The sequence below is a fragment of the Kitasatospora sp. NPDC088779 genome, assembly GCF_040685395.1.
Taxonomy (GTDB): Bacteria; Actinomycetota; Actinomycetes; order Streptomycetales; family Streptomycetaceae; genus Kitasatospora.
This window is the reverse complement of record NZ_JBFBHW010000008.1, coordinates 156,319-178,941: the sequence shown is the minus strand read 5'-3', so window position 1 is coordinate 178,941 and position 22,623 is coordinate 156,319. Positions and strand designations below refer to the sequence as shown.

The 22,623-nt window shown below is 73.0% G+C and carries 15 protein-coding genes; 9 read left to right on the top strand and 6 right to left on the bottom strand.

Annotated elements, in window-relative coordinates; genetic code table 11:
- Window positions 1–77: 77 nt before the first annotated feature.
- The gene (locus AB0P03_RS10240; RefSeq protein ID WP_363628385.1) at window positions 78–1,526 is read right to left on the bottom strand and encodes a helix-turn-helix transcriptional regulator; all 1,449 of its coding nucleotides are present in this window, start codon (window positions 1,524–1,526) and stop codon (window positions 78–80) included.
- Window positions 1,527–1,894: 368 nt separating this feature from the next.
- Between AB0P03_RS10240 and AB0P03_RS10235 the strand changes: the two genes are divergently transcribed.
- Together AB0P03_RS10235 and AB0P03_RS10230 are read left to right on the top strand one after the other, a co-directional pair.
- The gene (locus AB0P03_RS10235; protein ID WP_363581911.1) at window positions 1,895–5,035 is read left to right on the top strand and encodes a M28 family peptidase; all 3,141 of its coding nucleotides are present in this window, start codon (window positions 1,895–1,897) and stop codon (window positions 5,033–5,035) included.
- Window positions 5,036–5,228: 193 nt separating this feature from the next.
- A complete protein-coding gene (locus tag AB0P03_RS10230) occupies window positions 5,229–6,467 on the top strand; it encodes a cytochrome P450 (RefSeq protein WP_363628383.1) in 1,239 nt (412 codons plus the stop codon).
- Here AB0P03_RS10230 and AB0P03_RS10225 read toward each other — a convergent pair.
- Entirely contained in the window at window positions 6,416–6,901 is a 486-nt protein-coding gene (locus AB0P03_RS10225) for a hypothetical protein (protein ID WP_363628381.1), read from the bottom strand. The two genes, AB0P03_RS10230 and AB0P03_RS10225, sit on opposite strands and share 52 nt — an antisense overlap.
- 86 nt (window positions 6,902–6,987) lie before the next feature.
- On the opposite strand from AB0P03_RS10225, the gene AB0P03_RS10220 reads away from it, so the two are divergent.
- The 3 genes from AB0P03_RS10220 to AB0P03_RS10210 all read left to right on the top strand — a co-directional run bounded on the left by AB0P03_RS10220 (window position 6,988) and on the right by AB0P03_RS10210 (window position 9,112).
- Window positions 6,988–7,290: a muconolactone Delta-isomerase family protein gene (locus AB0P03_RS10220; protein ID WP_363581822.1), complete on the top strand. Its 303-nt coding sequence runs from the start codon at window positions 6,988–6,990 to the stop codon at window positions 7,288–7,290.
- On the top strand, window positions 7,287–7,646 hold the full coding sequence (locus AB0P03_RS10215) for a nuclear transport factor 2 family protein (RefSeq protein WP_363628379.1): 360 nt from the start codon (window positions 7,287–7,289) through the stop codon (window positions 7,644–7,646). The genes AB0P03_RS10220 and AB0P03_RS10215 overlap by 4 nt, the downstream gene beginning before the upstream one ends.
- Window positions 7,647–7,846: 200 nt before the next feature.
- Entirely contained in the window at window positions 7,847–9,112 is a 1,266-nt protein-coding gene (locus tag AB0P03_RS10210; RefSeq protein WP_363628377.1) for a DUF4157 domain-containing protein, read from the top strand.
- 59 nt (window positions 9,113–9,171) lie between these two features.
- Here the strand turns inward: AB0P03_RS10210 and AB0P03_RS10205 are convergent, their stop codons facing one another.
- From AB0P03_RS10205 to AB0P03_RS10190, 4 genes are all read right to left on the bottom strand, one after another.
- Entirely contained in the window at window positions 9,172–9,867 is a 696-nt protein-coding gene (locus AB0P03_RS10205; RefSeq protein ID WP_363581816.1) for a hypothetical protein, read from the bottom strand.
- Entirely contained in the window at window positions 9,864–14,084 is a 4,221-nt protein-coding gene (locus tag AB0P03_RS10200) for an NEW3 domain-containing protein (protein ID WP_363628375.1), read from the bottom strand. Before AB0P03_RS10200 ends, AB0P03_RS10205 begins: the two co-directional genes overlap by 4 nt.
- An 83-nt stretch (window positions 14,085–14,167) precedes the next feature.
- A complete protein-coding gene (locus tag AB0P03_RS10195) occupies window positions 14,168–16,612 on the bottom strand; it encodes a discoidin domain-containing protein (RefSeq protein WP_363628374.1) in 2,445 nt (814 codons plus the stop codon).
- 215 nt (window positions 16,613–16,827) lie between these two features.
- Window positions 16,828–17,904 (bottom strand): LacI family DNA-binding transcriptional regulator, encoded by a 1,077-nt coding sequence (locus AB0P03_RS10190; protein ID WP_363581810.1) that lies wholly within the window; start codon window positions 17,902–17,904, stop codon window positions 16,828–16,830.
- 170 nt (window positions 17,905–18,074) lie between these two features.
- Between AB0P03_RS10190 and AB0P03_RS10185 the strand changes: the two genes are divergently transcribed.
- The 4 genes from AB0P03_RS10185 to AB0P03_RS10170 all read left to right on the top strand — a co-directional run bounded on the left by AB0P03_RS10185 (window position 18,075) and on the right by AB0P03_RS10170 (window position 22,611).
- Window positions 18,075–19,364, top strand: a complete 1,290-nt coding sequence (locus tag AB0P03_RS10185; protein ID WP_363581808.1) for a sugar ABC transporter substrate-binding protein — start codon at window positions 18,075–18,077, stop codon at window positions 19,362–19,364.
- A gap of 97 nt (window positions 19,365–19,461) precedes the next feature.
- A complete protein-coding gene (locus tag AB0P03_RS10180; RefSeq protein WP_363581806.1) occupies window positions 19,462–20,334 on the top strand; it encodes a sugar ABC transporter permease in 873 nt (290 codons plus the stop codon).
- A gap of 5 nt (window positions 20,335–20,339) precedes the next feature.
- Window positions 20,340–21,266, top strand: coding sequence for a carbohydrate ABC transporter permease (locus AB0P03_RS10175; protein WP_363628372.1), 927 nt, complete (start codon window positions 20,340–20,342; stop codon window positions 21,264–21,266).
- A gap of 76 nt (window positions 21,267–21,342) precedes the next feature.
- Complete coding sequence (locus AB0P03_RS10170) at window positions 21,343–22,611, top strand: glycosyl hydrolase (protein WP_363623716.1); 1,269 nt, start codon at window positions 21,343–21,345, stop codon at window positions 22,609–22,611.
- Window positions 22,612–22,623 lie beyond the last annotated feature (12 nt).

The following is a 22,623-nucleotide window of genomic DNA, read 5'->3' as shown; positions in this document are numbered from 1 at the left end:
GGCGAGGGCGGCGCGGGTGGCACCGGGCGAGCGCGAGCCTGGCGCGAGGGCGCGGGCCGTGCGGGTGGCGCCGCCCGTCAGGATCCCGCCAGCTCCGCCAGCCGCCACGCCGCCTCCGGCCGGTACGCCGCGAGGCGGTCGCGCAGGCCGCGCAGCTCGTACCCGACCAGGGCCGGCAGGGCCGCCGCCGGGGCGGTCTCCAGGGCGGGCCCGAGCAGTTGGACGGCGGTCTGCGGGTCGTGCGCGCAGGCGTGGCAGTCCGCCACCCGGACGGTGAAGAGGAGACGGCTGGAGGGGAGCTGGGCCGGGCCGAGCAGGCCGAGCGCGGTCTCGGCCGCGGTCAGCGCCCGGCGGGCCAGCCGGGGGTCGCCGACGACCGCGGCGAGGTCGCGCAGCGCGGCGGCCGCGCCGGACTCCACCCGCAGCCGCATCGAGGCGATGGAGAGCCAGGGCGCGTCGTCCTCGTCCCGGGCGCCGATGTGGTCCAGGTGCAGCCGGGCGCGGCCGAGGTGGCGAATGGTGGCCCGGACGTCGCCGGTGAGGGCGTGCGCACGGGCCTGGCCGATCTGGCCCATCGCGCCGGCCCAGTGCCGGCCGGGGGCGGCGCGGCCGGTCTCCCGGGCGTAGCCGAGGGCGGCGGCCGGGTCGCCGTCCATCCGGGCGAGGGTGCTCATGTCGCTCAGCGCGGCGACCTGGGTGGCCTGGTCCCCGGCGAGCTCCGCCCAGGCGAGCGCGCGGTCGAAGCAGGCCATCGCGGTGGCGTTGCGGCCGTCCTGCATCCGCAGCGCGCCCGCGGCGTGCGCGTGCTCGGCGGCCAGTCGGGCGAGCGGGCGGCGCTGCGCGGCGGGGGCGGCGGCGAGCCGGGCGAGCACGGCCTGCAAGGTGCGTTCGACGGCGGCGGCCAGGCCGGGCAGGCCGCCGGCCTCGCCGGAGCGCAGGTGGGCGGCGAGCAGCCCGGTGAGGGCGTGTGCGGTGGCGGCGTCCAGGGGTGGCGCGCCGGCCGGGTTCGCGGCGCAGAACTCGGCGTGCAGCGCGGCGAGTTCGACCGGGTCGGGGACGTCGCAGCCGTCGGCGCCGTGCAGCGGGCAGAGCAGGCCGTAGTCGGGCAGCCGGGGCGGCGGCTGGGCGGGGGCGCTCCAGCGGGCCGGGCCGCCGGGCCCGTTCGCGGCCGCGGTGGGCAGCGGGGGCCGCAGCAGGGCGGGCGCGAGGGGCGCCAGGGAGGGCAGTTCGGCGGTCTCGGCCCGCTGGCAGGCGGCCCGCAACTCACCGCCCGCGCCGAGGAGTTCGTCGATCCTGTCAGCGATCCGAGGGGTGACCCGGCGGGCGCCGTGCTCGATCTTGCTCACCGCGGTGTGGTCGTAGCCGATTCCGGCGCCGAGTTGGGCCTGGGTGAGGCCGGCCCGGCGCCGCCAGTGGCGCAGCCGGGCGCCGAAGTCACGCCAGGCGCCCAGCTCCTGGGCGGGCGGGGCGACGGGTGGGGACGGAGGTGAGGACGCCGGTGCCACGGCCACGCGGTTCCGGTGCACGGCTGCCTCCTCCGGTCGCTTCCCCCGGGCCCCTCGCCAACCTTCCGACCATCAGGACGGTACTCGATGACACCCGGTCCGTACATGAGGTGGTCTCAACCACTCGGGCAAAAGCCCAGCTTGACGGAATTTGCCAACCCTATGCATCGCGTGCACCAGCCATTGACCAGAGCATGACGCCGTGTGAGGGTTCCGGCACCCGAGCGCGGACGGCCCGCACGGCCGTCCCCCAGACACGGCCCTGCGGTGGGCCACCAGCCCTGCCGTCCGCGGTCGAGGACCCCCACATGCGAGGAGCCTCGATGCAACGCAGAGTTTCCACAGGACGGTTGCTGACCACGGCGACCACCCTGACCGTGCTGGCCGGCATGATCGCCGCCACGGCCGGGCCGGCCACCGCCGCGCCCACCCCCTCTCCCGCACCACCCAGCGCCCTCGCGGCAGCCGTCAACGCCGCCGACGCGGCCGCGGCCGCCGGCCTGGACGCACTGGCCAAGGGCCCCGGCGAGACCTACGAACGCCGGGCCGTCACCCCCTGGCTCGGCGGCCTCTACTCCGTCGCGTACGACCGCAGCTACCGCGGCCTGCCGGTGGTCGGTGGCGACGCCGTGGTGCTCGCCGACGGCCAGGGCAAGGTCCGCGGCCTCCAGTCGGCCGCCACCGGGCCGGTCGGCGGCTCGATAACCCCGCAGGTCAGCGCGGCGAACGCGGAGAAGACCGCGCGCACCAAGCTGGCCGCGGTGGACTCGGTGGCCGAGCGCCGCCTGGTCGTCCGGGTCAAGGACGGTGCGAGCCGGCTCGCCTGGGAGACCGTCCTCAAGGGCCGTACCGAGAGCGCGCCGAGCACGTTGCACGTCTTCGTGGACGCCGCCAGCGGCGAGGTGATCGACAGCTACGACGATGTCCGCGCCGGCACCATCAACAGCAAGTGGAACGGCCCCGGCCCGCTGACCATCAGCACCACCAACTCCGGCGGCTCGTACTCTCTGCGCGACCCGAACCGGCCCGGCCTGACCTGTTCCGACTACAGCAGCGGCCAGGTGTTCAGCAAGTCCTCCGACTCCTGGGGCACCGGCAACCCCTCCAGCAAGGAGACCGGTTGCGCCGACGCCATGTGGGCGGCCCAGAAGGAATGGGACATGCTCCGCGACTGGCTCGGTCGCAACGGCCACAACGGCAACGGCGGCAGCTGGCCGGTCAAGGTCGGCCTCAACGACGTCAACGCCTACTGGGACGGCAGCTCCGTCTCCATCGGCCACAACCAGAACAACGAGTGGATCGCCGCCCAGGACGTCGTCGGCCACGAGTTCGGCCACGGCATCGACCAGTACACCCCCGGCGGCGCCAACAACGAGAACGGCCTGGGCGAGGGCACCGGCGACATCTTCGGCGCGCTCACCAAGGAGTACGCCAACCAGCCCGCGCCCTACGACTACCCCGACTACCAGGTCGGCCGGCAGGTCAACCTGGTCGGCCAGGGGCCGATCCGCAACCTCTACCAGCCCTCACTGGTCAACAACGACCCGAACTGCTACTCCTCCTCCATCCCCAGCACCGAGGTGCACGCGGCGGCCGGCCCGCTGAACCACTGGTTCTACCTCCTGTCGATGGGCTCCAACCCGGGCGGCGGCAAGCCGTCCAGCCCCACCTGCAACAACTCCTCGGTCACCGGCATCGGCGTCAAGCAGGCCGGCCAGGTCTTCTACGGCGGCATGCTGCTCAAGACCAGCGGCATGACCTACAAGCGGTACCGCACCACCACCCTGACCGCCGCCAAGAACCTCGACCCGACCTGCAACTACTTCAACCGGACCAAGGCCGCCTGGGACGCGATCAGCGTGCCCGCGCAGAGCGGCGACCCGACCTGCACCCCGTCCGGCAACAACGACTTCTCGCTCGCGCTCGGCCCGGCCTCCGGCTCGGTCCAGCCCGGCGCCTCGACCACAGCTACGGTCTCCACCGCCGTCACCTCGGGCACCGCGCAGACCGTCAACCTGACCGCCTCGGGCGCCCCGACCGGGGTCACCGCGACGCTCAGCCCCTCCTCCGTGCAGACGGGTTCGTCCGCGACGCTGACCCTGTCGGCCTCCTCGGGCGCCCCGGCCGGGACGTACGTGATCACCGTCACCGGCACCGCCGGCGCGGCCACCCACACCGCCCAGTACACCCTGACCGTCGGCGGCGGGGGCACCCCCGGCGGGCCCGCGCCCGACATCGACGTCGCCAAGGTCCAGGCCCACCTGACCCAGCTGAACACCATCGCCAGCCAGAACGGCGGCAACCGCCGGGCCGGCAGCGCCGGGCACAGCCAGTCCGTGGCGTACATCAAGGGCAAGCTGCAGGCCGCCGGCTACACCGTGACCGAGCAGACCTGCACCTCCTGCACCTACCAGTCCAACAACCTGATCGCCGACTGGCCCGGCGGCCCCGCCGACCAGGTCACCATGTTCGGCGCCCACCTGGACAGCGTCTCGGCCGGCCCCGGCATCAACGACAACGGCTCCGGCTCGGCCACCCTGCTGGAGAACGCCCTCGTCCTCGCCCAGCAGAACCCCACCCTGACCCGGCACGTCCGGTTCGCCTGGTGGACCGGTGAGGAGCAGGGCCTCCAGGGCTCGCAGTCCTACGTCGGCCAGCTCAGCTCCACCCAGCGCTCCGCGATCAAGTCCTACTACAACTTCGACATGGTCGGATCGCCCAACGCCGGCTACTTCATCAACAACATCACCTCCGCCGCCGCCGCGCCGATGAAGGCCTACTGGGACTCCCTCAACCTCCAGCCGGAGGAGAACGTCGAGGGCCAGGGCCGCTCGGACGACTACTCCTTCCAGCAGGCCGGCATCCCCACCTCCGGCTACGCGGCCGGTGCCGACGCCGTCAAGACCTCCGGCCAGGCGACCAAGTGGGGCGGCAGCGCGGGCCGTTCGTACGACTCCTGCTACCACCAGTCCTGCGACACCACCAGCAACATCGACCCGACCGCGCTGAACCGCAGCGCCGACGGCGTGGCCTACACCATCTGGAAGACTTCCGTCGGCGGCACCACCCCCGCCAACGACTTCTCCCTCGCGGTGAACCCGGCCACCGCCACCGTCAACCCCGGCGACTCGGCCACCGCGACGGTCTCCACCGCCACCACCTCCGGCTCCGCCCAGACGGTCAACCTGACCGCCTCCGGCGCCCCGGCGGGCGTCACGGTCTCCTTCAGCCCGTCCTCGGTGCAGTCCGGCGCCTCGGCCTCGCTGACCATCGCGACCGCCGCGAACACGGCGGCCGGCACCTACAGCATCACGCTCACCGGCACCGGCTCCGCCACCCACAGCACCAGCTTCTCGCTGGTCGTGGGCAACGGCCCGACCAACCCCGGCGGCACCTGGACGCCCGGCACCACCTACCAGGCGGGCGACGTCGTGACCTACAACGGGGTCAGCTACCGCTGCCTCCAGGGTCACACCGCCCAGGTCGGCTGGGAGCCGCCGATCGTCCCCGCCCTGTGGCAGGCCGTGTGACCCGCAGGTCACCTGCCTGACACCCCGTAAGCCGCTGCGCCGCGGTCCGTCGAGGGGGACGGATCGCGGCGCAGCCGTGTGCCGGGCGCACCCCCGGGTCACCGGGCGTAACCGGGCCGCCACTCGGCTGACGTACAGTCGGCTGCGGGGCGGGCCGCCCGCCCACGACGGCCGACCCCCGAGGAGACTCCTGGTGACCACCGACACCCGCCCCGTACCGGAGCTGGCCGCCGAGGCCGTCGAGCAGTGGCGCAGCGAGGAGGCCGACCTCGTCGACCTGCTCGCCCGGGCGCAGCGGGGCATCGGCGGCATCGCCGCCTTCCGGCTCGGCCCCACGCCCACCGTGCTGGTCACCGACCCGGCCGCCGTGCAGCACGTGCTCGGCCGCCACCCCGACCGCTACGTCAAGCGCTCGCACCGCGCGCGGATGCTGGTCGGCGACGGCGTGCTCTCCGCCACCGGGGACGCCTGGAAGCGCCAACGGCGGCTGCTGCAATCCCAGTTCACCGGCACCGGGATGCGCCGCTACGAGCAGCGGATCGCCGCCGCCGCCCGCCGGACGGCCGACCGCTGGGAGGGGTACGCGCGCAGCGGCGAGACCTTCGACCTCGGCGAGGAGATGCGCGGATTCGCCCTCGACACCGTCTGGCGGGCCCTCACCGGGCTGCCGCTGGACGACCGCACCGACCATGAACTCCGTTCTGTGGAACGGGTGGTGGCGGCCATGCCGACCCTGCCCACGGACGCCGGGGACGCCCGGGACGCCGTCGCCGCCGACCTCGCCCGGATCGACGCCGTCGCGCTGGCCGCCATCGACGCGGCGCGCTCGGCGACCGACGCCGAGGAGCCCGGCGTGCTGCGGGTCCTGCTCGACGCCTCAGCCCAACACCCGGAGTACACCGACCGGTTGATCCGCGACGAACTCGTCACCCTGCTCGTCGCCGGGCACGAGACCACCGCCACCACCCTGACCTGGCTCTTCCTCCTCCTCGACCGCCACCCCGAGGCGCGCGGCGCGGACCCGCAGGCCCTGGTCAGCGAGGCCCTGCGGCTCTACCCCCCGGCCTGGCTGCTCCCCCGGCACGCCGTCGAGGACGACGTGATCGACGGCCACCGCATCGCCGCCGGCACCGACGTCCTGGTCTGCCCCTACCTCACCCACCGCGACCCGGCCCTGTGGCCCGACCCCGAACGCTTCGACCCCGCCCGTTTCACCGCCACCGGCGCCCGCCCCGCCCAGCTCGGCGCGTACCTCCCCTTCGGCCTCGGCGCCCGCGCCTGCCTCGGCACCCAGTTCGCCGTCCGCGAGACCACCGCGCTGCTCGAACTCCTGCTGCCCGCCCACACCGTGCGGTTCCGATCCGTCCCGACCGGCTCCGCCTACAGCATCACCGTCCGCCCCGACGGGCCGACGCCGGCGGTGCTGGGCTGACCGATCCCGGTCGCGGTCCCGGTCGCCGGCGGGAGGAAGGCGTCGGCCAGTTCCTCGCCGGCGAGGGCGGCGTCGACGCGGGCGTGGATGTGCGCGTGGGTGACCGGGCAGTCCAGCGGGCGGTCGCGGTGGCAGTCGAGCATGTGGGTCAGAACGGCCGCGGCGCGCTCCAGGCGGCGGGCGCGGGCCGTCATCTCGTCCCGCTGCGCCGCCAGCAGCGCCTTCCGCTCCGCCGCCTGCTCGCTCGCCATCACGGCGGCTTCCTCGCCCCCGTCCTCGCCGCCGCCCGCACCGACCAGCGGCCGCACCTCCTGGCCGTGGTGGCCGTCTGCGTCCTCGGCCTGCTCGGCGTCATGCTCGCCCCGGCCGCCGGTGCTCCGCTCCGGGCTGGCATCCTCGACATCGGCATCGGCATCGGCATGGGCGCCGGCCACGACGCCCGGCCGTGACCGGCGTGGCTCCGCACCGGCGACCGCGCCGCCCCTCGATACTCCGGTAAGCCCCGAACGAGAGGACACCGATGGAATTCCTGGTCGACATGGTGACCACCGTCCCGGACGGAACCACCGAGGACGCGGTCGCCGACATCCGGGCCCGCGAGGCCCAGCGGTCGCGCGAACTCGCCGCCCAGGGTGCCCTGTTGCGGCTCTGGCGCCCGCCGCTCGCCCCCGGCGAATGGCGCACCTGGGGCCTCTTCAGCGCCCCCGACGAGACGCGGCTGGAACAGGCGCTCGCCTCCATGCCCCTGCGGGTATGGCGCCAGGACACCGTCACCCCGCTCGCCCCGCACCCCAACGACCCCGGCACGGGAGGCGCCCGATGAGCGACGAAGCCGTGCTGCGCGGCGTCCTCAACCGCTGGAAGGCCGCCGTCGACGCCCACGAACCCGAGCAGGCAGCCGACTGCTTCACCGAGGACGCGATCTTCCAGGGCCTCCACCCGTACACTGTCGGGCGGGCCGGCATCGGTGCCTACTACGCCTCCCAGCCCCCCGGCATGACGGCCGACTACCGCATCCTGGAGTCCCGGCGGCTCACCCCGACTCTCCTCCTCGGCTACCACAGCGTCGACTTCGCCTTCTCCGACCGCCCCACCCTCACCGTCAACCTCGGCGTCCTGCTGCGGCGCTCCGACGACGGCTGGTCCATCGCCCACTACCAGGTCTCGCTGCTGCCCTGAACTGCGCCGACACATCCCATCGCCGCGATCCGTCGCACACCACGTCGTGAACCCGGCCCGCCGAGCACCCAGCTCGGCGGGCTGACGGGGGAGGTGGCCCCGGGGGACATCGGACGTTGCCCTGGCGTACCTTCCGCCGGAGGTGCGGGGTCGAACAGACTGGGAGGGACTGTCGCCGATCCCTCGAAGGGGCCTTACCTGTGCGTGCCCATGACTCCGGTAGTGCGTTTGCCACCGACCGACGACCGGGCCGTACCAGTCGGCCCACGGCTCCCGCCCGGCTGCCCTCCGGTGCCCGGGCCGTGACGCCGGCGGCGCTCACCGCCATGCAACGGGCCGTGGGCAATGCCGCGGTGAGCCGGCTGCTGGAGCAGGAACAGGAGCAGCACGAGCACGCTGCGGCCGACGTGCAGCGCTCGGCCGTCCACGAGGTGCTGCGGAGCCCCGGCACGCCGATGGCCGACGGGCTCCGGGCCGAGATGGAGACCCGGCTCGGCGCGGACTTCTCCGATGTCCGGCTGCACACGGGTGCGACCGCCCGGGAGTCGGCGGCGGGGATCGGCGCCCGCGCGTACACCTCGGGCAGCCACATCGTGCTCGGCGCCGGAGGGGGCGACAAGCACACGCTCGCGCACGAGTTGACCCACGTCATCCAGCAGCGCAGCGGCCCCGTCGCGGGCACCGACAACGGGAGCGGGCTGCGGGTCAGCGACCCCTCGGACCGCTTCGAGCGCGAGGCCGAGGCGAACGCCTCCCGGGTGCTGTCCCGGCCGCTCGCCCGGGAGTCCGAAGCGGAGCACGCGGCCCACGCGCACGGCACGCAGGCCGGCGAGCCCTCGGTGCAGCGGCGCCCCACGGCGAAGCCCGCCGAGGAGGAGGGCGACCACACCCACGTCGACGCCGACTATCCGGGCATGCGGCTCATCCTGGACCAGAAGCTGACCGACGAGCACTACGAGAAGATCTACCAGCTCGCGGGGTCCGAGGAACGCGTGATCTTCGACGAGGACGGCAGCTACGGGTACATCAAGGTCGACGACGGCCTGGAGACCTACTACAAGCTCGTCAACATGGAGGTCGGCCCCGAGCAGGCGCAGGCGGACCTGAGCGGCCACGTCAACCGGCAGCGGGACTCCAGCTACCACGTCCGGGCCGGTGCCGGGACCTTCGAGGGCGCACAGATCGACCAGTTGCAGGACTTCGCCGCGCAGGGCGTGCGTCCCGGCCAACTGGTCGAAGTGAGCGTCGCGTTGCTGCAGCAGGCCAGCGGTCGTGCGCAGACGGTGGCGGGCGGGCTCGACGAGAAGCGGCTCAGTGCCGCCGTCACCGGCATGAAGAACAGCGCCGCGCTCGAACCGATCAAGATCCGGGTCGACGGGGGCGGCATCAGCATCCAGGACGGGAACCACCGCCTGGGCGCGGCCGTTCAGCTGGGCGCCGCGTACGCGCCCTGCAAGATCGTCTGACCGCCCGTTCCGCTGCCGACCTCGCTGGTGATCCCGGCGAGGTCGGCAGCGGTGGCGTCTCAGTGGCGGTGGTGGTTGTCGGGTTGGGCCGGGTCGCCCGGGTGTTCCAATCCCTCGACGAGGGTGAGGCGTCGGGCGCGCTCGTGGTCGAGCCAGCGGACGAAGGCGGCGCGGCGGGCGGCCTCGGTGAGGTCGGCGGTGGGGTCGTGCTCCTCTGTGACGGTGTGCACGGAGCGGAGCGCGGCCCTCCAGGGGCCGGCGGTGACCCAGGTGCCGGGCGGAGCCTCGCGGAGGGCTTCGGCGAGGGCGGTCGGGAGGGTGTCGGGGTCGGCGTCGAGTTCGCCGTCGGGCAGGGCGAGGTGCCAGACGGCCGACGGCGGGCGGGTGGTCAGGGTGCGGTAGTGGGCGACGTCGGCGGCGGAGGGTTCGACGTCGGCGGTGACCGCCGCGTAGACGGCTCGGACGGCTGGGCTGCCCTCGTAGGCGGCGGCGGTGATGGAGCCGAGTTCGACGGCGGCCTGCTGGTCCAGGCGGGCCGGGCCGGTGGACCGTACGGGCAGGTCGCGCTCGGTGGCGACCGCCTCGCACAACGCCTCGGTCAGCAGCACCTGGGCGACCCAGCGGCTGAGCTGGCGGTCCTCCGAACTGCCGGGCTGGGGCAGGGCGGTGGAGCGCGGGCCGGTGCGGAGGGCGGCGAGGCGGTGGTCGAGGGCGGCGCGCGGGAGGGGCTTTCCGTCGAGCAGACCGAGGGTCATGCCTCCACCTCCAGGGCGACGGTCGGGGCGTACTGGCAGCGGCCGAACCACATGACCTTGGCCAGCGCCCAGTACGCGCCGGGGTCGGTGGATTCGGGGGCGGCGATCTCGAAGGCCACGGTCGAGGACGATCCGGCCGGGACGGTGAAGCCGCGGACCGGGTCGGCGATGGCGTCCCAGGTGCCCCAGGGGGAGACGAGTTGAAGTTCGCCGCGGATCTCGCCGCGGGTGCGGTTGGTGAGGGTGAGGCCGAGGGTGGTGCGGCCGCCCGCGGTGACGCGCAGGGTCTCCTCGGAGACGGCGACGTCCAGGCCGGTGTCGCGGCCGGTGGTGGCCTTGGTGCCCTGGGCGATCGTCCAGTCCTCGGGGGCGTCGCCGGGGACGGGCAGCAGGTTGGGGAGGTCGCCGACGGCGATGGTCACGACGTCCTCGATCTCCTGGCCGTCGTGCACGATCCGGACGGCGGCGAAGTGCAGGCCGGGCAGGACTTCGGCGGGCGGGGTGAGGGTGACCGGGAAGCGCAGGTGGCCGCCGGGCTCCAGCCGGTAGGGGCGGCTGCCGAGGCTGGTCTGCCAGCCCTCGGGCGGCAGGACGACGGCCGTGCCCTCGACCGCCGCGTCGCGCAGTTGTGAGGACAGGGCGACGGAGAGTTCGACCGCCTCGCCGTCCGTCCGCAGCAGGCCGGGCGAGGCGCCGACGGAGACCGGCAGGTAGCCGAGCGGCGCCGGACCCCGGTTGTGCAGCCAGTAGCGGGCGTGGACGGGTTGCGCGGGTTCGGCGACCGGGCCGAGGACCGGGCCGCCGGGCTCGGCGGCGACGCCCGGGGCGGCGAGCAGGGTGGCGATCTGCGAGCCGGCGAGGTCGACGCGTTCGACGGCCTCGCCGAGGGGGCGTTCCAGCAGGTCGGCGGGCCGCAGGTGGCTCAGCCCGAGTGCGCCGCCGAGTTCCGCCGTGCGCCCGAGTCCGGTCGACTCGACCAGCCGGACGGCGAGTTCGCGCCCGACGGCCGCCGCCGAGCCGTGCGCGATGGGGTTGCCGGCGGGCTTGAGCGCGCCGAGCAGGACTTCGCGCTGCGGTTCGACCCGCAGCCAGGAGAGGGTGGCCGGCAGCGGCCCGTCCTGCGGCGGCGCGATCCGGGCGTGGAGCGGGTGGTTGAACTCCTGGCCCTGGGCGGGCAGGGTCTGGCTCCGCCAGTCGCCCGGGCCGCCGACCAGTGCGTAACTGAACTCGTGCGTCCAGTGCTGGAGTTGGAAGGAGGCGCCGTCGGGCAGGGTGCGCCGGGGCGGGTCGATCCAGACGCCGGAGGGCCAGCCGGTGCAGGAGCGCATCAGGGAGAGGTGCAGGGCTCCAGTGGTGTCGACCGCGAAGCCGGGCAGGCCGAAGCTGAGCAACGCGACGGTGTGGTCGGCGAGTTGGTCCACGACGTCGGACGGGCAGACGGCGCCGATCCGGGCGTCGGCGAGGTCCGCGACGAGCGCGGCGGCGTCCGTGACGACCAGTGCGGGCAGCGCCCGCAGGTCCCGCAGGTCGGCGCCGGGCTGCCAGACCTCGGCGAGCGGGGTGAGTGCGGGCACCCACACCGCGCCGTGCGTCTTGAGGACGCTCGCGTACTCCTCGCCGGCCCGCTCGATCAACTCCCGGGCGGCGTCGTTCTCTTCCGGCCCGCCGAGGACGATCCGGAAGTCGGGCAGGTTGGAGTCGACGTCCAGCCAGCCGTACCGGGCCCAGTCGGCGCCGGAGGTGGTGGCGGTGACGCCGACCCGGGCGAGGGCGACCACCAGCGGGCGGGCGTCGGCGGCGTCGTCCAGGCTCGGCACGACCACCTCGGCGACGCCCAACGCCCGCTCCCCCAGCGGCGATCCGGCCGGATCGGACAGCACGGCGCGCGCGGTGGCGCCGAGGCCGAACCAGGTGTTGGCCGGGTTGTCCAAGGTCCACGGCGCCTCGGCGGAGTCGACGTCGGGCAGGGCGAAGCCGCGCCCGACGACGGCGCCGGCGACCTCGCTGACCGGCAGCGCGCCGGGCAGGTCGACGGGGAAGCGCAGCCGCAGCAGCCGATCGGCGCCGGAGTAGTCGACGACCCGGGTGCGGCAGTCGACCCGGTCGAGGCCCCGCCACAGGGTGACGGTCTGCTCGTAGCGGATCCCGTCGACGGTGCCGCCGATCACCAGCCGCTCGCCGAGCGGGCCGGTCTCGCGGCGCACGTCGGCCGGGGCCGTGCCGGAGCCGCGCACCGGTCCGCTGGGCACCAGGTGCCAGGGGCCCTCGCCGAAGTCGGGGTGCTGCGGGTACTCCTCGTAGACCCGCAGTTCGTTGCCGATCCGGCCGCCCTGGATCAACTCCCGGTCGTGCAGGAGGTCGTGGACGGAGGACAGGCCGCCGCCACGGACGGGGTCGGCGCTCACCCGGTAGCGGTCGTTGGTGATCACCACCCCCTCGGCCGCCGTCCAGGGCTCCGCCGCCGGGCCCTCCACCAGCCGCCAGGTGCGCCAGCCGAGCGCGGGGACGTCGGCGGCGAGGAAGCGCAGGGCCCCCCGGTCGACGGTGCTCGGCACGGGCTCGCCCCGGTCGTCGAGCACCCGTACCGCCCCGGTCTGCGGGGGAAGTTGGACGACGACCAGGTCGGTCCGGTCGAAGGAGAGCGTGTTGGTGACGACCACGGCCGAACCGGCGGCCACCGCCGACCCGCCGGCCCCCTCCGGACCGACGCCGGCGGTGGAGATCCGCGCGGTCAGCGCGTCCAGCGCCTGGTCCCGGACGGCGGCCGCGAGGTCGTGCGCCTCTCGCCAGCCGCCGAGCAGGTCGAGGTAGACCTGGTCGGACTCGGAGCCGGTGATGGCGTCGTGGTGGGCGCCGTAGGCGAGTTGGCGCCAGACCTTGTCGAGGGCGGCGGTGGGGTACTGCCCCAGGCCGTGGACGGCGGCGAGGGTGGCGAGCTTCTCGGCGTCGGCGGCCGCGACCTCGCCGGCCCGCTGGGCCTGCTTGGTGTCGATGTACGAGACGTCCTTGCCGGTGTAGACCGGGTTCATGTCGCGGGTCTGCGGGCTGGGCCGGCGGCCGGTGGCGGCGAGTTCGGCCCGGACGGCGTCGAGGAAGTCGCGCGGGGTGGCGCAGACGAAGCGCGGCCAGAGGTACTTGGCGGCCCAGGAGCGGTGGATCTCGGTGACCCACTTGTTGGGCGGGGTGTAGTCGGTGCCGACGGGCAGCAGCAGGTTCCTGGTCGCGCCGACGGGCTTGAGCTTGCGGTACAGCTCGTAGACGGCCTGTTCGGCGGTGGCGAGGTCCGGGGAGGAGTCCATCCACCAGCCGGCCGAGTAGTGGTGCGGCATGTAGTGGGTGAGCACGCCCTCGCCGGAGGGGGCGATCCACTCGAACTCGCTCGGGAACTGCATCACCCGGGCGTCGTCCTTGGCCTCGCGGAAGTTCTTCTGGATCGGGCCCCACTGGTGGAAGGGGCCGCGGGCCCAGGCGCTGCCGGTGAGGCCGGCCGCGGCGAGGTGGCCGGGGAACTGCGGGTCGTGCCCGAACACGTCGAGCTGCCAGGCGGTTTGCGGGTCGCCGCCGAGGATGTCGCGCTGGTAGCCGATGCCGTAGACGAGGTTGCGGATGGTGGTCTCGGCGCCGGTCAGGTTGGTGTTGGGCTCGTTGTAGGTGCCGCCGACGAGTTCGACCTGGCCGCGCTCGAGCAGCGTGCGCAGGGTCTCGCGGCGCTCGGGGTGCTGGTCGAAGTACGGCTTGAGGTAGTCGACTTCGGCGAGGACGAACTTGTACACCGGGTCCCGCAGCGCGAGGTCCATGTGCGCGTCGACGAGCGCGAAGCCGTTGCGCTCCCAGAGCGGCCGGGTGGTGGCGTCGGCGGAGAGCAGTTCCCAGGGGGATGTGTAGGCGGCCTGGGTGTTCCACCAGACCGGGTCGTAGTGGAAGTGGGAGACCAGGAACATCGTCCAGCCGGGTTCGGCGACCTCCACCAGGGCGTCCACGGAGGCGCCCTCCGCCTCGACGGTGACGGGGAGTTCGGTGCCCGGCTCGGGGGCGCCGGTGAGCTCCAACGGGACTTCGACCAGCCCCGTGCCGGTCGCCTCGCCGCGCACGCCCGGACCGCTGACGGTGATCCGGGCGGCCGGGCCGTCGAGGGTGACCCGCAGCAGTTGGCGCGGGGCTTCCTCGGGACCGGTGAAGAGGTCGGTGTTCTCGACGGCGGTGATGGTGACCGGCACGGGGAGGGTCCTTTCGGTGCAGGTGCGGGGGCCGGGCGCGGGGTTGGGTGCCGCGCCCGGCGGGAGGTGCTGACGTGCCCGGTTTACTGGCCCCAGGCCTCGAACTCGTAGATGCGGGCGGCCGGGTCGGTGTTCTGGGTGGGCTTGGTGACGACCAGCCGGACGTAGCGGGCGGTGGTGGTCACCGGGTGGGTGGTGGTGCCCGCGGTGTTGCCGGTGACGTCGGCGACCGTCGTCCAGGGGTCGGTGGTGTTCGAGCGGACCTGGATCGAGAAGTCGCGGGTGTTGAAGGCCGCGCTCTCGCCGCCGGCGCCCGCGTGCTTGACCACGAACTTCGACAGCTGCTTGGCCGAACCGAGGTCCACCTCGAGCCACTTGGAGCTGTTCAGGCTGCACCACTTGTCGCCGGTGCCGCCGTTGGCGCTGCCGTTGACGGCCTTGGCCGGGCCTTCGTCGGCGTTGCACTGGCCGGAGGCGGTGGCCGGGCGGTTCAGCGCCAGGTTGCCGCCGGTCGCGGGCGGCGTGCCCGTCCAGCCGACGGTGGTGGAGGCGGCGGTGGAGCGGCCGTAGGTGGTGGAGACGGCCTCGACGTCGAGGGTGGTGGCGTCCTCGGTGCCGGCCCGGTCGAGCCGCCCGACGTAGTACGCGTCGTTGGGGGTCGCGCCGAGGAAGGTCCGGCTGCCGTCGGCGTTGCGCCGGTACACCTCGTAGTGGTGGACGTCGCCGCCGGGCGCGGCCGTCCAGGAGAGCCGCAGCGACTGGCTGGAGCCCGCCGTCACGTCGCTCGCGCCGAGGACGGTGAGGCCGCTGGGCGCCGCCGGGGCGCCCACGTCGCCGTCGTGGACGGAGATCTGGCCGATCCGCACGTCGTAGGCGGGGTCGGAGCCGTCGGCCCGGAGGGCGAGCTGGGCGATGGTACGGCCCGCGTACGGGGCGAGGTCGAGGGTGTGCCGCTCCCAGCCGGTACCGGAGTTGGCGCCGACGTCGATCGTGGTGAAGCTGTTCGGCGCGTCGGTGAAGGAAACCGCGGCCTTGAGCTTGGTGGGCCCGGCGGCCGGGGTCCTGACCACCAGGTCCAGCTTGGTGTTCGCGGCGACGGGCAGTTTGGTCTCGTACAGCCGCACGGTGTTGGCGGCGTCCAGGGTGCCGGTGAGGCGCAGCGAGGAGCCGCCCTGGTAGGCGTCGGTGAAGTCGACGGACGGGGTGAGCTTGCTGCCGCTGGAGTCGACCATCCACCGGTAGGTCGGCGGGACGTCCTGGAGGGACAGGTTGTTCCAGCCGCCGGTGGCGACCCGGGTGCCGGCGGAGTTGTAGAAGTCCCCCTGCCCGGTGTTGAAGTTGGTGACGAAGGGCTTGGCGGTGATCGGCGAGGACTCGGCGACGTAGCCGGCCAGGCCGGGCCAGTTGTCGGAGGGGTTGGCCTTGGACGGGTCGTTGTCGGCGCCGACCCAGTAGCGGGCGTCCTTGGCGTAGAAGTCGGCCCGGTCGGTGGCGGACTTCCAGGTCCATTCGGGCCGGTAGAGGCCGAGCGAGGTGGTGTGCGGCTGGCCGGTCGGGAAGAGGGACTTCCAGTCGACGCCGGTGTTGTAGCCGTTGGCCTCGGTGTCGATGCCGGAGTAGAGGTCGTACTCGCTGCGGCCGAGTTGCCGGGCCAGCGCGCGGGAGGAGTTCAGGCCGCCGGAGCTCCAGTTGAAGTTCAGGAACATCGAGTCCGAGGTGCGCTTCGAACCATCTTGGAGGAACGGGGAGTTGGCGGAGGTAAGGGCGTTCTGCCAGTTGACCGAGCCGGAGGTGGTCATGGCGTCGTACCACATGAACTCGGTGCCGCTCTTGGCCTTGCTGTACTGCATGAGGTTGCGCACTTCGGTGGCGAGGGCCGAATCGCCGCCGCCGGTCTCCTGGTTGATGAACCAGCCGTCGAAGCCGTAGTACTGGGCGGCCTGGGCGAGTTTGTCGGCGACGGGGTAGCTGTTGCCGGACTTCTGGACGAAGTCGCGGAGCCACTGGAGCTGGCCGCCGTAGGCGGCGGGCGGGAAGAAGACGGTGCCGTAGACCTTGACGCCGTTGCGGTGGGCGGCGTCGATGACGGTCGGGTTGGGGGCGAGGATCAGGCCCTCGCCGGCCGAGCCGCCCCAGAAGACCAGCTTGTCGACGTACTGCCAGTAGCCGAAGGCGTAGTAGTTGGGGTCGGCGGAGCCCTGGGAGGGGTTGTTGGAGGTGGGCCCGAAGGAGACCAGGGAGGCGATCTTCCCTTCGCCGGTGCGGGCGTTGGGGTTGGCCTTGAGGGCGGGGTCGCTGGTGCGCGGCTGGAGCGGGACGCGGGAGCGGTTGAAGCGGGCGTCCGGGTCGGTGGCCGGGTCCCAGTTGAGGATGGTGGAGGGGTACCAGTACGAGGCGTAGGGCTGGGTGCCGGGGGTGCCGGCGGCCGGGGTGGTGGGCGCCTGCGGCCCGGCGTGGGCGGCGGGGGCGGCACCCAGCACGGCGGCCGCGAGGGCGGCGCTGAGCAGCAGGGGTATCCGTCGTGACATGCGGTGGCTCCGATCGAGCGGAGGTGGGTGGGGGCGGGCCGTCGGCGTGGACGGGCCGGGTGCATGTGGGCGTGGCGGTGCGCGAGGAGGCGGGGTGACCGTGTCGCGGCTGCGGCCGGCCGCAGCCGCGACGCGGCGGGCCCGCCGGGGGTGCGGGCCTGCGGAGGGTGCGGGCCTGGGTGCGCGCCGGGCGGAGGCCGCTCGGCGCAGCGAACCTAAACCGGTTCAGGAGCGCTGTCAACGACTCGCGCAGCAACCACCCCGTCGGGTGGCTCGGCCCCCGGCGGCGAGGTGGACTCGCGCACGGTCAGCCGCGGTGTGGGCATCTGCAGGTCGCGCCCCGGGCCAGCCTCGTCGAGGGCCGCCAGCAGGCTGCGGGCGACCTGCTCGCCGAGCGCGAAGGTGTCCCGGCTCAGCGCGGTCAGCGGCGGGTGGACGATCCGGGCCAGCACCGAGTCGTCGAAGGAGACGATGGACAGTTCGGCGGGCACCGCGACGCCCATCTCCCCGGCCACGCCGAGCCCGGCGACGGCCATCACGTCGCTGTCGTAGACGATCGCGGTGGGCCGCCGGGGCCGGGAGAGCAGGGTGCGGGTGGCGGCGGCGCCCTCGGCGTCGCTGAAGTCGGTGGGCACCGACACGGCCTCCTCCAGTCCGAGCCGGCGGGAGGCGTCGCGCAGCGCGCGGATCCGCCGCTGGGTGTGCTGGAAGTGCGGCAGCCCGGCCAGGTGGGCGATCCGGTGGTGCCCGATGGCGGCCAGGTAGTCGACGATGGAGAGCATCGCCTCCCGGTCGTCGGCCCAGATCCGCAGCGGGCCGCCGCCCTTGCCGGGCCCGCCCAGGATGACGGCGGGCAGGCCGAGTTCGTCCAGCACCGGCAGCCGCGGGTCGCGGACCTGGAGGTCGACGACGATGAAGCCGTCGACCCGGTGCTCGGAGGCCCAGCGCCGGTAGACCTCGATCTCGGCGGCGGTGTCCTCGACCACCATCAGGTGCAGTGCGACGGAGCTGGCCGAGAGCACCGCCTGGAGGCCGGACAGCAGTTGGCTGAAGAACGGCTCGACGCCGATGGTGCGGGCCGGGCGGGCGATCACCAGCCCGACGGCGTCGGCCCTGGCTCCGCCGAGGGCCCGCGCGGCGCTGTGCGGGCGCCAGTTCATCTCCTCGGCGACCCGCAGGATCCGGGCCCTGGTCGCCTCGCTCACGCCGGGGCGGCCGTTGAGCGCGAAGGACACCGCGCCCTTGGAGACACCGGCCTGGCGCGCGATGTCGGCGATCGTCGGTCTGGCCACAGAACCCGACTCCTCTCTTGACATCCAAGTTTAGGCGGGAGCATAGTCCCTGGCATAGCTAGACCGGTTTAGTAAGACAGGTTCTGGAACTCGGCACCACCCCCGTGACCCAAAACCACCCCCCGAGCTCGGCACGATCCCCCACCCACCCCCAGGACCGGGAGACCCTCATGCGAAGAATCTGGGCGGCACTGACCACGACGGCGTTCACCGCGGCCGCACTCACCGGCTGCGGACTCGGCTCCAGCGAAAGCAAGAACAGCGACAGCGTGGCGAGTGCGGCCGCCACCGGCGAGGTCAAGGGCAAGGTCTCGATCCAGACCTGGGCGCTCAAGCCGAAGTTCACCGACTACATGCAGGGCGTCCTCGACGGCTTCAAGAAGAAGTACCCCGGCGTCGAGGTCGAGTGGCTCGACCAGCCCGGCGAGGGCTACTCCGACAAGGTGCTCAGCCAGGCCGCGTCCGGCGGCCTGCCCGACGTGGTCAACCTCCCGCCGGACTTCGCCTTCCCGCTGGCCAAGAAGGACCTCCTGCTGGACGTCCTCAAGGCCGACCCCAAGCTCGCCGACGAGTACGTCGCGGGCGGCGTCGAGGCCTACCGCTACACCGGCCTGAACGGCACCTTCGGCTACCCGTGGTACCTCAACACCGATGTGAACTACTGGAATTCGGAACTCCTGACGAAGAACGGGCTGGACCCGAAGAAGCTCCCCGCCAGCCTGGACGACCTGATCGCCCAGTCCCGGGCGATGAAGGAGAAGTCCGGCGGCCAGACCTACCTGATGAGCCGCAAGCCGGGCCTCGGCGACCTCTACAACGCCGGCGTGAAGCTCATGTCCGACGACGGCAAGTCCTTCACCTTCAACACCCCCGAGGCCGCCGCGCTGCTCGACAAGTACCGCGACGCCTTCAAGGAGGGCCTGCTGCCCAAGGACGTGCTGACCAACACCTACGTCGGCAACTCCAAGCTCTTCAACGCGGGCACGGCCGCCTGGACCACCGGCGGCGGCAACTTCATCACCAGCCTCGCCACCGACAACCCGACGATCGCCCCGAAGATGGTCTCCTCCCCCACCATGGGCGTCCCGCCGCTGTACGTGCAGGGCCTGACCATCCCGAAGAACACCAAGAACCCGGCCGCCGCCGTCGCCCTCGCCCGCTGGGTCACCAGCGCCGAGAACCAGGCCGCGTTCTCCCACCTGACCAGCGTCTTCCCGTCCACCAAGGCCTCCGCGAACGACCCGTTCTTCAGCAAGAGCGACGGCACCAACGCCGGCGACGCCAAGGTGGTCGCCTTCGACTCGCTCGCCAAGGCCAAGCTGATCCAGCCCGTCCAGGTCGACGACGCCATGAGCACCATCGTCAACCAGCAGATCGCGCTGGCCATCAGCGGCGACGCGAGCTCCAAGCAGGCGCTGGACTCCGCCGTCGAACAGTGCAACAAGCTGCTCAAGGGCTGACGGCCAGGCGCCACCCCGACCGTACCGGTCAAGCGGCGGGCCACCCCCGCCCGCCGCACCCGGGAATGACCCGCACCACCCCCAGGAAGGCAACGGCATGACCCACCGGCGTTGGTTCACCCCCTGGCTGCTCGCCGGGCCCGCGATACTCTGGCTGGCCGTCTTCAACCTCTGGCCGGCCGTCAACACGGTGATCCTGTCCTTCACCAACGCCAAGCCCCTGGGCGGCGGGCAGTTCACCGGCCTGGAGAACTACGGGCGCCTGCTCGACGACGAACAACTCGCAGACGCCCTGCTCAACAGCATCGTCTTCATGCTGGTCTGCCTGCCCCTGCTGACCATCCTGCCGCTGCTGCTCGCCCTGCTCGTCCAGCGCAAGATCCCCGGCATCACCTTCTTCCGCACCGCCTTCTACACCCCGGTCATCGCCTCCGCCGTCGTGGTGGCGCTGATCTGGGGCTGGGTGCTGGACGACCGCGGCCTGGTCAACGGCCTGCTCCAGCAGTCCGGTCTGACCGACTCCCCGGTCGCCTTCCTCACCGACCGCTGGCTGCTCCTGTTCAGCGCGATCGCCCTGACCGTCTGGAAGGGCTTCGGCTACTACATGGTCATCTACCTGTCCGCCCTCGCCAACGTCCCGCGCGAACTGCACGAGGCGGCGGCCGTCGACGGCGCCAGCCCGATCCGCCGGTTCTGGCACGTCACCCTGCCCGGGGTGCGGCCGACCATGATGCTCGTCTCCGTCCTCATCTCGGTCAGCGCGCTGCGCGTCTTCTCCGAGCTGTACGTGCTCTCCCACGGCCAGGGCGGCCCGGGCGGGCGGGACATGTCGGTGGTGATGCTGATCCAGATGTACAGCCGCGGCTTCAACGGCCACCTCGGCTACGCCTCCGCGCTCAGCCTGATGCTGTTCGTCATCACCCTCGGCCCGATGCTGCTGCTGATGCGCCTGAACCGGAAGGCGGCCTGAACCCCGTGACCTCCCCCCGTTCGAAGGCCGTCCGCCGCGCTCAAGGCTCGCAGGGCTCCCGGGGCTCCCAGGGCTCCCGGGGCTCCCAGGGCTCCCGGGGCTTCAACACCCCCTCCACCGCCCAGACCGCCGGCCGCTACCTGCTCCTGGTGCTCGTCCTGCTGCTGGTGGTAGGGCCGTTCCTGTGGCAGCTCTCCACCTCCCTCAAGGGTCCCAACGAGGACGTCTACACCAGCACCCCGAGCTTCATCCCCGAACAGCTGACCTTCGGCAACTACGGCAAGGTCGCCGAGACCATCCCGGTCTGGACCTACGCCCTCAACTCGCTGATCGTCGCCGCCATCTGCATCACCGGCAACGTGGTCGGCTGCACCCTGGCCGGCTTCGCGCTCGCCCGGCTGCGCTTCCGCGGCGCCAAGCTCGTCCTCGGCCTCTTCCTCGCCACCCTGGTGCTCCCCGGCGAGGTCACCATCGTCTCCCAGTACGTGCTGGTGCGCGGCCTCGGTCTGGCCGACACCCTGACCGGCGTCGCCCTGCCCGGCGCGATCGCCATGCTCAACGTGCTGCTGATGCGCACCGCCTTCGCCGCCGTCCCGCTCGAACTCGACCAGGCCGCCCTGGTCGACGGCGCCACGGTGTGGCAGCGGCTCTGGCACATCGGCCTGCCCAACGTGCGCGGCATGCTCAGCGTGATCGTCATCTTCACCTTCATCGGCGCCTGGGACGACTTCCTCTGGCCCCTGATCGTGCTCAACGACCCGCAGAAGTACACCCTCACCGTCGGACTCCAGTACCTCAACGGCACCTTCTCCGCGAACCCGCGGCTGATCGCGGCCGGCACCATGATCGCCTTCCTGCCGATCGTCGTGGTGTTCGGCGTCTGCCAGCGCTTCTTCTTCAAGGGCGTCGAGGAGGGAGCCGTCAAGGGTTAGGCCCCGGCCGGACGTGTCCGACGATTCCTGACCCCACCGCCCGTTCGCCCCACACCCGTTGAGGACTCACCCGCCCATGAGCAACCCCGCACCGCAGCGCCCCCGCTTCGGCGTCAACTACACGCCCAGCGCCGGCTGGTTCCACCACTGGCTCGACTTCGACCTCGACGCCGTCCGCGCCGACTTCGACTCCATCGCCGCACTCGGCCTGGACCACGTCCGGGTCTTCCCGCTCTGGCCGCTGTTCCAGCCCAACCGCACCCTGATCCGCCCGCGCGCCGTCGAGCAGCTGGCGGCCCTGGTGGACGCGGCCGGCGAACGCGGCCTGGACGTCGCGGTGGACGGCCTCCAGGGCCACCTGTCGAGCTTCGACTTCCTGCCCTCCTGGACGCAGACCTGGCACCGGCGGAACATCTTCACCGACCCCGAGGTCCTCGACGGCCAGGCCGCCTACCTGCGCACCCTCGCCGAGGCGCTGCACGAGCGGCCCAACTTCCTCGGCATGACGCTCGGCAACGAGATCAACCAGTTCTCCGGCGAACCGCACCCCGACCCCGACCGGATCACCCCCGGGCAGGCCGACGCCTGGCTGCGCCGGATGCTCGACGCCTGCGAGCAGGGCGCGCCCGGCCGGATGCACCTGCACGCCTCCTACGACGCCGCCTGGTACCTGGACGAACACCCGTTCACCCCGTGGCACTCGGCCCGGATCGGCGCCGCCACCGCCGTGCACTCCTGGGTGTTCAACGGCACCGCCCAGCGCTACGGCGCCCACTCCACCGCCACCGCGCAGCACGCCGCCTACCTGGTCGAGCTCTCCAAGGCCTGGGCGGACGACCCGGCCCGCCCGGTCTGGCTGCAGGAGGTCGGCGCCCCCGCCCCGCACATCACCGCCGAGGACGCCGCCCGGTTCACCGGCGCCACCGTCGAGGCCGTGCTCGACTGCCCGGACGTGTGGGGCGTCACCTGGTGGTGCTCGCACGACGTGGACCGCTCGCTGGCCGACTTCCCCGAGCTGGAGTACAGCCTCGGCCTGCTCACCACCGACCGCGCGGTCAAGCCGGCCGGCGCCCGGCTGGCCGAGGCCGCCGCCGAGGCGCGCCGCTCCTGGCAGCCGCCCGAGCCGCGCACCACCGCCGTGGTGGTGGCCACCGGGGACGAGGTGACCGCGCCCAAGCGCTCGGTCTGCGGGCCCGGCGGCGCCGTCTACGAGGCGTTCATGCGCCTCGCCGAGGCGGGCGCCCGCCCGACCACCGTCCTCGCCGAGCACGCCGAGGACCAGGCCCACCTGGCCGCGCGTGGGATCACCGAGGTGGTCCACCCGGACGACGTACGTTCTCTCTGACCCTTCGCCTCA